The sequence below is a fragment of the Pantoea sp. genome (assembly GCF_032114055.1).
Classification (GTDB): Bacteria; Pseudomonadota; Gammaproteobacteria; order Enterobacterales; family Enterobacteriaceae; genus Pantoea.
This window is the reverse complement of the sequence record NZ_DAMCTB010000003.1, coordinates 1-12,762: the sequence shown is the minus strand read 5'-3', so window position 1 is coordinate 12,762 and position 12,762 is coordinate 1. Positions and strand designations below refer to the sequence as shown.

Below are 12,762 nucleotides of genomic sequence, written 5' to 3'. Positions count from 1 at the left end.
ATGCTGGCACGCTGAACGGCCAGTCAGGGAAAAAGATGACTGTATTTCCTCTTTTGCCAGCTGTTTAGCGGGCGCAGATACCGGGCCTGACAAACAAAATGAAGTCTTCTCTGACCGGACCTGCGATGTCCTGAAGCAGAGTTACGTTTTCGTGGCTGAACCCTCACTGGCGTCTGAATGAAATTCCGCCCTGACCACTTCCCTCTCTTTACAGAAACTCCTGGGTTTAAGACGATATTCACTGCCCTGACACTTTCTGTGTATCGCTAAGCGGATGCCCGACCTGACCCGCACCCCAGGATCGTCTCTTTTCGGACCATTAAAAATTTTCAGGAGATTCAAAAACCGTGGCGAACTGCCGATAACCACTGGTAGCGACATTTTGTACACAGGAGATAACATCCATGCCATTACCCGATACCCACAGTGAGCAACAGCAAATCAGCGAGATCACCGCGCGGACCGGCGCTATTCTGCGAACGCTGCACGACAGTCTGCAACAGCTGGGGCTTGATAAAACCATTGCCGAGGTGGCGGGCAGCATCCCGGACGCGCGTGAACGGCTCGGCTACGTCGTCACGCTGACGCGGGAAGCCGCGGATGGCGTCATCAACAGCGTCGAAGCCACTCAGCCGATGCAGACACTGCTGGCTGATAACGCAGAGCAGCTCACGCAACGCTGGGAAACTAACGCCAGTCAGCCGCTTAACAGTGACCAGGCGCAGGCCTTAGCCGCGGACACGCGAGCCTGGCTGGATGATGTGCCACGTATTACTGGCCGGACCCAGCAGCAATTACACGCCATTATGATGGCGCAGGGGTTTCAGGATCTGACCGGGCAGATTGTGCAGCGCATGATGGCGGTTCTGAATCAATGCGAACAGCAGTTGATTCAGATCATCCGCGATAAATCCGCGTCAGCGACCACCAGTGAACGTGCCGCGCCGCCTCAGTCGCCTGCGCCTGCTGAACAGGCGGCCAGTCAGGATGACGTGGATGATCTGCTCGCCAGCCTGGGGATCTAGGCGGACAGACTTTGTCCGGAGAGCCTTGCTATAACGAACAGCACCGGTTTGCAATTCAGGTTAACGTCTGTGCCAGATGCAGATGCTGCACATATCGAATAAAACAATCTTGCGAAAAGCGGATGCTGAAAAAGAAAGTAACAGAAAACCCGGAAGCTGACCTCGCCACCAGCCCGTGTATGTTAAGCATTGATAACTGACAGCTCATTCAGATTCTGAGTGTATCCGAGAGCGTGTCATACCCCGCCAGACAGGACGCTGACTCAGGAGTAAAAGCGATGCCGGGATCAAAAAAAGAGGAGCCAGGCTCCTCTTTTTTAAATCAGTCATGCATCAGCGTACAATGTGCAGGAAGTGCAGATGCTTCTCATACTGATCGAGAATATCATTAATGATCTGCTCCTGATTCCAGCCCATCACATCATAATCCTGACCGCCCTCTTTAAGATAAACATCGGCGCGATAATATTTCTGCTCCTCTGCCTTATCGCTGCCAGACATGCCCGCCAGGGCAAAGGCTGGCTGCAGATAGGCGCGCGCCCGCACTTCATAGACAAAGTTAAGCTCGTTGCCCAAATCCACCTCGAAGCGCACACGATCTTCAACATCGTTCCAGGTATGCGACACAGTATTCTGCTTCGCCAGTTCCTGCTCTACCATCTCCATGGCTGGATAGATGACCTCGGCCATAAACCGCTTCACCTGTGAGCGTTTCGGGAAGTGAGCGATATTTCGTAACCGCCGCTGCCACGGGATCGGATTACGCGCCGCGGTTGGGGCGATAGTGGCAATCTGCTTACTGTCACGCTTCCAGGCATCGATGCGCAGTGCCTTAAGCAAGCCATAGATCGACATCAGCAGAATTATCGCGAAGGGCAGTGCGCTGGCGATGGTGACGGTCTGCAGCGCTTTCATCCCCCCCGCCAGCAGCAGCGTGACTGCGACGACGCCCATCAGGGCGGCCCAGAATATGCGCTGCCAGACGGGGGTGTTGTCGGTCCCGCCCGCTGCCAGCGTATCCACCACCATCGCGCCGGAGTCGGCGGAGGTGACAAAGAATACGACGACCATTGCCATAGCGATAAACGAGAGCACGGCGCTGAAGGGGAAATGCTCCAGAAAGTTGAACAGCGCCAGTGTCTGATCGCTCATTACCGTCTGCGCCAGATCAGTAGCCCCCTCCTGCATGATCAGCCAGATTGCGCTGTTGCCGAAAAAGGTCATCCAGAGCAGCGTGAAACCGGCGGGCACGAAGAGTACGCCGGTGACGAACTCGCGGATTGTGCGACCACGTGAGACACGGGCAATAAACATCCCGACAAACGGCGACCAGGCCAGCCACCAGCCCCAGTAGAACAGCGTCCAGCCACCAAGCCACTTACTCGATTTAGGTTCATAGGCATAGAGGTTGAAGGTTTTGGTGACCAGTTCAGAGAGATAACCGCCGGTGTTCTCCACAAAGGATTTCAGCAGCAGCACAGTCGGGCCCAATGCGCCCACCATAATTAACAGCAGCACGGCCAGCGTCAGGTTGATTTCAGACAGGATGCGGATGCCTTTATCCAGCCCCGAAACCACGGAGAGCGTCGCCAGTGCGGTAATGCCGACAATCAGAATCACCTGCATAGTCTGATTAACCGGCAGACCAAACAGGTGATTCAGCCCGGCATTCACCTGCAGCACCCCGTAACCCAGCGAAGTCGCTACGCCCAGGACCGTACCGATAACGGCAAAAATATCAACAGCATGTCCCATCCAGCCATAAATACGGTCACCGATAATCGGATAAAGCGCCGATCTCAGGGTCAGGGGTAATCCGTGCCGGTAGCTGAAGAACGCCAGAATCAGCGCCACAATGGCATAAATCGCCCAGGCGTGCAGACCCCAGTGGAAGAAGGTGATGCGCAGGGCTTCCCGGGCAGCCTCAACCGTTTCTGGCTGGCCCGTAGGTGGTGCCATGTAGTGCATCACGGGTTCCGCCACACCGAAGAACATCAGTCCGATGCCCATGCCTGCCGAAAACAGCATGGCAAACCAGGAGTGGTAGCTGAAATCGGGCTCCGCATGATCCGGGCCGAGCTTGATATCGCCATAACGGGAGAAACCCAGATAGGCGACAGTCAGCAAAATCAGCGCGACGGCCAGAATATAGAACCAGCTGGCGTTGGCGAATAGAGAGTTTTGCAGTGCACTCAGTTGCACATCAGCCTGTTCAGGGAAGAGTGCTGCAAAGGCTACCAGGATAATGATAAGTATGGCTGAGGTGAAAAAAACCGGTGGATTGATGTGGCTTCGCTTGTGTTGCATTTCAGTTTCTGATGAAGACATAAGTATCCTGAGCAAAGTGAATGAAGGCCAAATGTAACAATCAGTATGGAAGAGTAAAAGCGAAACGGCCTTGTTTGATTAAAATTACAGCGAACTATCCGACGAAACGGCATCTGCCTGCCAGCCTGCAACACGTTCCACTGCATTTTTATCCGCCTCACAGGTCATTGCGAGTTTAGCGCGCATCACTGCAAGCTGCGCATGCCGCTTCGCATCCGCGCCATAACGATGCGGTGCGATCATCGCTAATGCCTGTAACGCTTTCTGCAGGCGCAACTGCACCTCCACCAGGGCGGCCCCATCGCGTGCGATGCCAGTAAAGATATCGTCGAACATATCGCCTATCGCGGCTGGCTGCATAAAGAGCCGCGAATAATGCGGGGTTTCCGGGTCCTGCAGTCCGGCCGGGCTGAACAGCCGGACCGCCCGTCCGATAATATCGATTGCCGTACCGGGATCGTTGACCGCCGGAGAGAGCGCGCGTGAGGCAATTTCCGACAGCACGCAGAGTCCGAAACGGGGATCCTGTTCAAACGAGCGCTGTTCCCCCAGCGTAAAGGCGCTGAGCAGTTGCTGAAGATCTTCATCTGCAAGCGGCCTATCGCACCAGAGCAGCGGGGCAGCGCCGTGAACAAAGCTGCCCGGCTGCGCGGTGAGATAAAGATGGCACGCTTTTTCCTCTGCGAAGCCGGAGAGTTCCTGCAGGTCCAGATGCTGCAGATAGCCCGCCTGCGGGGGGTAAACGCATTGCAGCGGGATCGTTTCCGGCAGACTACCGTCCCAGAAGGCGCAGCCCATACAGGGTGACCGGAGGCGATGGTGAAGAGCAGCCGTCGTGGCTTCCTCAACGCGATGCGACGTATCAGACAGACAGCCAAACTGTGCCAGATGCTGAATCCAGCGCAGCAGGGTGATCACAATCATGGCAATAACACCCAGGGTGACAAAAAACAGAATAACGCGCCCCTGCATGCCATAAGCCCCCATGCCGAGCGCGATAATCCCCACCAGGCTGTACAGGAAGGAGCCGATAAAGGTTGCCAGCATTGTCTGGGTCGTGCCGTCTTCAAGTAACAGAACGGTAGCGCGGGGCGTGACGCTGCTGCTGGCAGAATTATACGCAGAGACCATGATGTTGAGTGAAAAGGTCGTCACGGCCAGCATGCTGGAGGCGAGGATAGTCAGTATCTTATCCACCGCATCACTTCCTACGATGCCCGACATAGAGATAGGAATGAAGGGTTTAATCGCGATCGCGACCAGAGCAGTAATCACCGCCAGCACGGCGAATAGTGAACTGCGAAACCAGAGCTGGCGGGTCAGCCGGTGAATAATCCACTGCGTTTTAGACATCATGTCACCTGTTATTAATTTCAGTTACGGCTGAACAGTTTGTGCATCCGGTCGCGCGGCCTTTGTGCTGCCCGTTCTGCTGCGACAGCGGCGCGACGAACGGCAGTCTGGCATCGGCACCCAGACGCGCCGCGTCCTTAATGACTGGCGCGGCGCACATCTGTTTCTCTGCCGTTGCGGGAAGGGTCCGTCCGGCTTCAGAGTAAGCATAGCCGGGGGTGCACGATTTACCTCTCTCTGTCTGCCCTGACGCGATCCCGCCAGGCCAGCTTTATTCTCGCGTCATCAGCCGTGCAATGCTCTATGCCCTCGCCCTGCGTTTTGAGCAGAGATTGACCTCCTTCTGTTTTCGTTTATAGTATTCAGCCTGTTCTGATCGGCCTTATGCGCAGATCGGGCTTCGCTGCCAGCGCCGCAACCGGAGACTGGCTTACTTCCATCCTGAAGGCACGCTATTGCCGTAAAGGAGAATCCATACATCATGCGTCTTACGCCACCCTGAGTCGTCACCCTTCCCTGCTGCACTGAGGCATCTCAGTCGCGCACTCAATAACATCCTGTTTGCGGATGTGCTTCTTTATATCTGAATTTTTTGCCCTTCAGGGCTGACTGTATTCAAAATCTGAGAAATGACTATGCTGCTGTCCTCAACGCGTAAGGACTGGCTGGGTAACGTCCGTGGTGACGTCCTTGCCGGTATTGTGGTTGCGCTCGCGCTTATTCCTGAAGCAATCGCCTTTTCTATCATTGCTGGCGTCGATCCGCAGGTCGGCCTCTATTCCGCCTTCTGCATCCCCCTTGTCATGGCCTTTCTGGGCGGTCGCCCGGCGATGATCTCCTCCTCAACCGGCGCGATGGCGCTGCTGATGGTGACACTGGTTAAAGATCACGGGCTGCAGTATCTGCTGGCTGCCTCCGTGCTGACCGGCGTCATCCAGCTGATGGCCGGATATCTGAAGCTTGGCAGCCTGATGCGCTATGTCTCCCGTTCGGTCGTGACCGGATTCGTTAATGCGCTGGCTATACTGATATTCATGGCACAACTGCCGGAGCTGACCAACGTGACCTGGCACGTCTACGCGCTCACGGCTGCCGGTCTGGCGATTATTTATCTCTTCCCCCTCCTGAATAAAACACTTCCCTCCCCGCTGGTCTGCATCGTTGTGCTGACCGCCATTTCCATGTGGCTGCATCTGGATGTGCGCACGGTGGGCGACATGGGCAAACTGCCGGATAGCCTGCCGGTGTTTCTCATTCCGGACATCCCGCTTAACCTTAATACCCTGTTGGTCATCCTGCCCTATTCGGCGGGACTCGCCGTGGTCGGACTGCTGGAGTCCATGATGACCGCCACCATCGTGGACGATATGACCGACACGCCGAGCGATAAAAACCGCGAGTGTAAGGCGCAGGGCATCGCCAATATCTGCACATCATTTATCGGCGGGATGGCGGGCTGTGCGATGATTGGTCAGTCGGTGATTAACGTAAAATCGGGCGGTCGCGGGCGGCTCTCCACGCTGACGGCGGGCGTGGTGCTGCTGCTGATGGTGGTGTTCCTGCGCGACTGGGTGTCGCAGATCCCTATGGCCGCGCTGGTGGCGGTGATGATTATGGTTTCCATCGGCACCTTCTCATGGCGTTCGATTGCGAACCTGCGTACTCACCCGGTTTCAACCAGCGTGGTCATGCTGGCGACCGTTGCTGTGGTGGTGGCAACCCACAACCTGGCGTTTGGCGTGCTGACCGGTGTACTGATTGCGTCGCTGAACTTCGCTACTAAGGTAGCCCGCTTTATGGCGGTCACCTCTGAGCTGAAAGACGGGACCCGCACCTATACAGTGACCGGGCAGGTCTTCTTTGCCTCGGCCGATCGCTTCACCGGCAATTTCGACTTTCGCGAGTCGCTGAAGCGCGTAATCATTGACGTGACGCACGCCCATTTCTGGGACATCACGTCGGTGAGCGCGCTGGATCGTATTGTGGTTAAGTTTCGCCTGGAAGGCGCCGTGGTGGAAATCAGAGGGATGAATGATGCGACCCGGACGCTCGTTGATCGTTTCGGCGTGCATGAAAAACCCGAAGAAGCGGAAAAACTGATGAGCGGTCATTGATTCACAAACGTTGCGTCCTGAATCATCGGGTGACCGGAGCATTCTCAGTCTGCCGGGTCTCTGCGTATGCATCCCGGACGGCCTGGAAATGGCATTGATGCAGGTGCCGAAAACAGGGCTGTTTCTGCCGTCGGCGAACGGTCACGCTTTCCGGTGGTGACGTTCAGAAGCCAATGACGCTGCATTAATTTCCGGGGGCCTGCGCCGCAGGCCTCTTTTTGCCGCGGCATCATGCGTATGCCTCAGCTGAAACCGGCATCACCGCTTTATCATCCTTAACAACGGCTGAGACTCCGTCTGTCTGGGATTTCAGCCGGCTGGTCCGGCCCTTTCCCGCAGAGCGTCCGGCGTAGCACTCCGGCCCGGCCCTGAACAATTGCTCACGTTGCAGGACGCGAAGCGGCTCAGATTCGGGCAGCTACAGCTGCGGCCAGAAGACATAGCCAAGCCCGCGGATACTTTGAATCTGAAATCCGGAGTTCCGGCACAGTTTTTTCTTCAGCCGACAGATCAGAACGTTAACGACATCCTGATTGCGCAGGTCAGCGTCTGAGTAAAGCTGGCCCATTAGTTCATCCCGCGTCACAACTTTGCCATTTCGCTTCATCAGGAACTCGGCCACCAGATACTCGAAGTTGGTCAGATCGATCTGTGTACCATTTTTTAATACCTGCTTACCTGTTAAGTCGAGTTCGTAAGGCGGCAGCGTTATCCGGCTTGAGGCAATTCCCCGGCTGCAACGGTCAATGGCGCTGATACGCGCAACAAACTCTTCAGGCTCGATGCCATCAGAAATAATGTCATCCGCTCCGGCTTCATAGGCAGCAATTCTGATAGCCTGAGTGCTTTCTGTCGCGGTGACGATAACGGGTGTGGTAAATCCTCTTTTGCGATAACGCCTGATCAGCGCGCAGTGCTGTTCACAGAGCAAATGAGTGCTGATGATAAAGACATCAGGACGGAACTTTTTTAGCGAACGCAGGGCGTTATCCGTATCTGAAAAGGTATCCGTCACAAACCCCAGTCGGCTTATAAACGCTGGAGCGAAGCGGGAAGAAGCCTTATTTTTGTCATAGATCAGAATGCGCATTGACGACTCCGCCAGCCTGATTAACGTTAAGTAAAATTAAACTCAAATTATCTAAAAGGCACAAAATGTCAACTCACTGAATGCCCGATTTTTCAGTCACCGAAAGCCATACCTCACTAATTATTGTCGCAAAAGCCAGGAAAAGGCGTCAAAGCGACAGTGAGAGAAATACTGACAGCCATTTTACTGTCACCACTGCATCCGGCCTTACGCTTCCTAATGTTAAATCAGATTAATATAAATCACACTGTAAAGTGATCCTGACAGCCCCCCGTAAAAGCCGTTATGTACCGGGATTTTTACTGAACGCCTCCTGTTCCCGCACCATGCCAAAACAGAGCAGGCGCTGATCCCGGGATTTTCTGGCAGCGGTGCCTGGCGCTCTGTCACGGTAGCAAAACTCGTCAGGCCAGAAGCCAGAGAAAATCCCTCGAGAGATAGCCGTTTTGTTCAGAAAAAGAGCAATCTTCATTCTCACTGTCGAAGATTAAAAAAACCCTAACGCGGATGAAGGTGTGCTGAAAGCGGTTGGGTTGCGCGCCAGAAGAAGTGTCAGTGCAGGCGCGGCTAAATCTTCGGTCCTGTTTTTTGTACAAACCTCAAAAAGCGCAATTGCTGGAAGGCCTGGGCTTTATGAGAAAGTAAAACCATCACGTTTCTTTTTCAGAACGATGGGAAACATCATCAGAAAGGCCTGAATAGGGCACTGACAGCTTTTTCAGGTTGCCGTCCTGCCCTCAGGCTAAATTTAATAGCAGGATTAACTCAGCCTGTTGAACATTTATCATCTGCTGGCTAAGCAGTTACTTAAGAACAGGAAAAACGTGGATCACATTGGCTGCCAGCGGATAAATACCTAACACGCGTGTCGAAGACTTAAGCTCATCCAGGGTGGCATTCTCCTGTGGCATTTTTCCTCCCCACAGGGTTACGCCTTCAGAAAGATGCGGTGGACGGCCCTCACTGTCTTCGCTAATTTCAAGCGTTTCACCATTGTTCAGAGTGATAGTTAAAGAAGAAATATCCTGCGTTACAGTCGTTCCATCTTCTTTGCTGAATGTTATTTTCATCAACCGTACTCCATCGTCGTGGGTCATGTCAGCATACGAAATTGTGTTGTCTGATGAACGATGTTTAAAAGATGCAGGCCTTTCCTGAGCAACGTAGCGCCATTGTGCCCCGGCCTGTCTAGCCCGTAGTTTTCAGCGAAGCTGTGATCAGGACGGGTTCGATAATTGCGTAAAGCGGGCATGAGCCTTTCAGTTCAACTCACTTTCCATTAACGCTAACGTCAGTCAAAATAAGTTCTTAAGGTTTCTTCCATCCAGTCCATAAAAGCTCTGACACGCTTTGATAAGCTGCGCCGGTGTGCGACGACAAAAGAAGCCGTCAGCGGCTGTGGACGAAGATGGGGAAGAATTTCCACCAGTTCGCCACGTTTAATATAGGGCAGCAGAGAAGAATAGCCGCCCTGTATTAAGCCCAGCCCCGCCAGTCCTGCATCATGATAAGCCGGTACGCTATTGACGACTATTGCACCGGGTAACATCAGCGAGTGAAAACCATCGGCTGCGGGATATTGCCAGCCTTCATGCCTGGAACCAAAATTCCGCGTGTAATGAACCATCCGATGTCCCTGCGTAACGAGCTCGTCGAGCGACGCAGGCACACCAAAGCGTTGAAGATAGGCCGGACTTGCTGCATTAATTATGCGCAGATGCCCCAAAGGCCGGGCGATTAGCGTTTCGTCCAAAATGGGCCCAAGCCGGACAACACAGTCAATCCCTTCCTGGACCAGATCGACATAGCGGTCACTACTTGAAAGCTCCAGCTGCAACTCGGGGTGCGCATCGAGTAGCGCAGGCAGTGCCGGTATCACTACGCTCTGCGCCAGCACAGCTGGCATATCCACGCGTAACCGTCCTCGTAATGGCGTACTTACATCCCTGAACATGGACTGAAGTTCTTCTGTTTCCGACAACAAATCGCGTGCGCGCGAATAAAAAAGTCGCCCTTCCTCTGTCAGCTGTACAGTTCGTGTTGTCCGACACAGAAGTGTCGCACCCACCTCCTTTTCCTGGTCGCGGACCACCGTTGAAACACGGCCTTTCTGAATACCAAGGCTTTCGGCAGCCTGAGTAAAGCTTCTCATTTCTGCCACACGCGCAAAAATAGCCAGTACATCGAGATTCTTCATTGTACATTCTCTAAGTAACAGTGCGTCACTTTTTCAGGCGTTTATTGCAATCTAAATCGTTAATAAAGTGATTGCACGTTATCTCTCTCGCATAACTTTTTAAAGAACGTTGAATGACTGAATTCTGGAAAAATCATTTGTGGGGTGGTGATCTGCCACTCTGATCAGGGGTACAAGCAACGGATGGCAATTGCTGTGGCTGAATGTATCCGCGCCATCCTTATCGGCGCGCCTGGTTAACGGAGCATCCGGGCCACCTCTTGCCGTGACCATGGAGGCGCTGCTTTCTCCTGAGCGATACACAGGCTGCCACTGCACATCAGGGATACCTGCCCAAAGACAATTTACGCTGCTTTTTTTAACCAAACAGCATCGAATTTAACGGTTTTACACGCGCCCGCGTATATCACAGCTGTTTATCAGCCAATGCGGATCTTTTACTCTTAACGAGGATATGAAATGAATAAAGGTTATTTAATCGCGCATGTAACAGTTTCAGACTCTGCGGCTTATGCTGAATATGCCCAGGCCGCCGGGGAAGCGATGAAAGCTTTTGCGCCAAAAATCATTGCCTGGTCCGGACAATATGAAAATCTTGAAGGAGAAGCTCACGAACGGCATGTCATTTTTAAATTTGATTCTTATGACGAAGCCAGGCGTTTTTATGAAAGCCCTGCGTATCAACTAGCAAAATCAATCCGGGCAGGCGCGGCGACGGGCACATTTGTTTTGGTTGAAGGCGCGGGTTTCTGACTTTAAGCAACACATCCTCTATTGGTGCTTAGCGGATACTGGCTTGCGTATAGTCCGCTTTGTGCCAGAAGCGGACATTGCAAAGATCATTGTTTCAATAAGCAGATAACAGGTCAGACCATGTAAACTTTATTGACCGCGCTCCATTAACTCTAGCGTCTGTCCGTCGGGGCTTTGTAAATATATCACTCTGGTTCCCTGCATGGGGCCTGATAAGACTGTCTGAGGTTTACCTGGTGTTTTCCAGCCATACTTCGATACTTTGTTCAAGAGCGTATCAAGATCCTCAACGATAAACGCAAGGTGAGCATAGCCAGAGATGTAGGGTGCTGCGGGTTCTTCTGGCTGTATAATGTTATCGTATTGCAGTAATTCAATTTTGATACCAGCCAGCTCAAGCAACGCCATTCGTACATCAGCCCCTCTTGCGCCTGTGACTTCATCAATGATTGGCCCAGACATTTTCCCTTTGCGTAATAACTCCCCTCCAAGAACATGGGTCCAGAAGAACATTGACTCGTCAATGTTTTTAACTGAAAAACCAACGTGGTCCGCATTTTTTATCATGAGATTGCCTGTTGAGTTTCAACAAATGAGCATCAGACTATCCGAAATCTCCACTTTAATACTTTACGATAGGTGCGGAGTTAGTTTAATCATTAAAACATACAGTTAAGCCTTCCCTTAATGATATATTTATGATTATCCACCGTGAGTTCTATGCACGTTAGCTAATCCCTGTGGAAAAAATACGTGACTGTGTTGGCCTGTACCCAGTTAATTAATAATCCGCGATGTTAGTAATGTCCGCTTCTCGCTCCTGGCGGACTTTTTGCACTTCAGCCGCCCGGCGGACGGCTCTCAGTTTTAACTCATTTATCAGAATAAAATTGCCAGTCCGCGGCTGTCGCAAGCGTCACAAACGGGCCTGCCAGGGTGGCGTTGTGATGGTTGATGATTTCGTTAGCTGCCAAACAGCCGTTATCCATTGTGGTGTGCGCATCTGAAATCAGCACGGTCCTGAACCCCAGTTCAGGTGCTGCACGACAGGTAGTGTCCACACAGAATTCTGTTTTCATCCCGGCGATGACAAGTTGTTTTATTTCCCGTTTGCCGAGCTGAAACTGAAGGCACATATCCCGGAAACAATTGGGATATTTTTTGCTGAAAACGATATCGAACGCAGCATTTATTCTCATTTCGGGTATCAGTTGTGTTAAGGGACTTTGCTCAGAGAAGGGGGAATCGTCAGGTCCGGTGTGGCGGGCAAAAAATACCGGCACCTGCGCCTGCCTGGCTTTTTGTATAAGCAGGCAAATGTTTGACAAAACTGAGTCTGCGGAATGGGGCAAAGAGGGACCTCTGAATAGCCCCTGCTGCATATCAATAACTAAAAGTGCATTTTCAGATGAAGTCATGATATCTCTCCATTCAGTAAGTTATGAACGGAGAGATTTTCTTCCCCGTCCGGTTGGGCGGGGAGTCAGAATCTGTTTTGTCAGAAGTCAGTCACAGATGCGCACACGCCGCCGAAGGTTTCGGTGGTGGTCGCGGTTGTCACTGGCTTAGCTAACTTAATCATTTTCAGACGTGCTCTGTTGAGTTGAGAATTAGTCAATACTAAGCATCTTTAAATATGCTCTTCATCTTGTAACATCGGAAATCAGGGATTTCAACGGATATAATTCCAGATTGATGACCTCCCCTGTTGATATATCACGAACTCACAAAAGACAATACTGGCTTCCGCTTCTCGCTCATAGCGGCCCTTCATCCCAATCAGCCTGGCCGCGTTGTGCCAGAAGCGGACATTTAGATATTAATCACAGCGCTATTACATGACCTGGCCATAATACCAACGCTCTCCGGTGAACCATTCATCACGATCCTCACTCCCATAGT

At 52.5% G+C, this 12,762-nt stretch carries 10 protein-coding genes; 3 read left to right on the top strand and 7 right to left on the bottom strand.

Going from position 1 to position 12,762, the window contains the following annotated elements; genetic code table 11:
* Positions 1-404: 404 nt before the first annotated feature.
* Positions 405-1,025 carry a protein phosphatase CheZ gene (locus RT657_RS06565; protein WP_313653240.1) on the top strand — a complete coding sequence of 207 codons (621 nt, stop codon included), beginning with the start codon at positions 405-407 and terminating at the stop codon, positions 1,023-1,025.
* Between the two features lie 333 nt (positions 1,026-1,358).
* On the opposite strand, the gene RT657_RS06560 is transcribed toward RT657_RS06565, so the two are convergent.
* Complete coding sequence (locus RT657_RS06560) at positions 1,359-3,353, bottom strand: choline BCCT transporter BetT (RefSeq protein WP_313653238.1); 1,995 nt, start codon at positions 3,351-3,353, stop codon at positions 1,359-1,361.
* Positions 3,354-3,437: 84 nt separating this feature from the next.
* Entirely contained in the window at positions 3,438-4,706 is a 1,269-nt protein-coding gene (locus RT657_RS06555; RefSeq protein ID WP_313653236.1) for a DUF2254 domain-containing protein, read from the bottom strand.
* A gap of 635 nt (positions 4,707-5,341) precedes the next feature.
* Here RT657_RS06555 and RT657_RS06550 point away from each other — a divergent pair.
* Positions 5,342-6,820, top strand: coding sequence for a SulP family inorganic anion transporter (locus RT657_RS06550; RefSeq protein WP_313653234.1), 1,479 nt, complete (start codon positions 5,342-5,344; stop codon positions 6,818-6,820).
* A 418-nt stretch (positions 6,821-7,238) separates the two neighbouring features.
* On the opposite strand, the gene RT657_RS06545 is transcribed toward RT657_RS06550, so the two are convergent.
* From RT657_RS06545 to RT657_RS06535, 3 genes are all read right to left on the bottom strand, one after another.
* The gene (locus tag RT657_RS06545) at positions 7,239-7,910 is read right to left on the bottom strand and encodes a winged helix-turn-helix domain-containing protein (protein ID WP_313653232.1); all 672 of its coding nucleotides are present in this window, start codon (positions 7,908-7,910) and stop codon (positions 7,239-7,241) included.
* An 803-nt stretch (positions 7,911-8,713) separates the two neighbouring features.
* Positions 8,714-8,980, bottom strand: a complete 267-nt coding sequence (locus RT657_RS06540) for a hypothetical protein (RefSeq protein WP_313653230.1) — start codon at positions 8,978-8,980, stop codon at positions 8,714-8,716.
* Positions 8,981-9,201: 221 nt separating this feature from the next.
* The gene (locus tag RT657_RS06535; protein WP_313653228.1) at positions 9,202-10,107 is read right to left on the bottom strand and encodes a LysR substrate-binding domain-containing protein; all 906 of its coding nucleotides are present in this window, start codon (positions 10,105-10,107) and stop codon (positions 9,202-9,204) included.
* A gap of 459 nt (positions 10,108-10,566) precedes the next feature.
* Between RT657_RS06535 and RT657_RS06530 the strand changes: the two genes are divergently transcribed.
* Positions 10,567-10,860 carry a DUF1330 domain-containing protein gene (locus RT657_RS06530; RefSeq protein WP_313653226.1) on the top strand — a complete coding sequence of 98 codons (294 nt, stop codon included), beginning with the start codon at positions 10,567-10,569 and terminating at the stop codon, positions 10,858-10,860.
* A gap of 129 nt (positions 10,861-10,989) precedes the next feature.
* Here the strand turns inward: RT657_RS06530 and RT657_RS06525 are convergent, their stop codons facing one another.
* Positions 10,990-11,427: a VOC family protein gene (locus RT657_RS06525; protein WP_313653224.1), complete on the bottom strand. Its 438-nt coding sequence runs from the start codon at positions 11,425-11,427 to the stop codon at positions 10,990-10,992.
* Positions 11,428-11,732: 305 nt separating this feature from the next.
* Positions 11,733-12,278 carry a cysteine hydrolase family protein gene (locus tag RT657_RS06520; RefSeq protein ID WP_313653223.1) on the bottom strand — a complete coding sequence of 182 codons (546 nt, stop codon included), beginning with the start codon at positions 12,276-12,278 and terminating at the stop codon, positions 11,733-11,735.
* Positions 12,279-12,762: the final 484 nt, after the last annotated feature.

Coding starts and splice junctions, on each gene's coding strand:
- RT657_RS06565 (WP_313653240.1), top strand. CDS start 405: ATGCCATTACCCGATACCCACAGTGAGCAACAGCAAATCAGCGAGATC.
- RT657_RS06560 (WP_313653238.1), bottom strand. CDS start 3,353: ATGTCTTCATCAGAAACTGAAATGCAACACAAGCGAAGCCACATCAAT.
- RT657_RS06555 (WP_313653236.1), bottom strand. CDS start 4,706: ATGTCTAAAACGCAGTGGATTATTCACCGGCTGACCCGCCAGCTCTGG.
- RT657_RS06550 (WP_313653234.1), top strand. CDS start 5,342: ATGCTGCTGTCCTCAACGCGTAAGGACTGGCTGGGTAACGTCCGTGGT.
- RT657_RS06545 (WP_313653232.1), bottom strand. CDS start 7,910: ATGCGCATTCTGATCTATGACAAAAATAAGGCTTCTTCCCGCTTCGCT.
- RT657_RS06540 (WP_313653230.1), bottom strand. CDS start 8,980: ATGAAAATAACATTCAGCAAAGAAGATGGAACGACTGTAACGCAGGAT.
- RT657_RS06535 (WP_313653228.1), bottom strand. CDS start 10,107: ATGAAGAATCTCGATGTACTGGCTATTTTTGCGCGTGTGGCAGAAATG.
- RT657_RS06530 (WP_313653226.1), top strand. CDS start 10,567: ATGAATAAAGGTTATTTAATCGCGCATGTAACAGTTTCAGACTCTGCG.
- RT657_RS06525 (WP_313653224.1), bottom strand. CDS start 11,427: ATGATAAAAAATGCGGACCACGTTGGTTTTTCAGTTAAAAACATTGAC.
- RT657_RS06520 (WP_313653223.1), bottom strand. CDS start 12,278: ATGACTTCATCTGAAAATGCACTTTTAGTTATTGATATGCAGCAGGGG.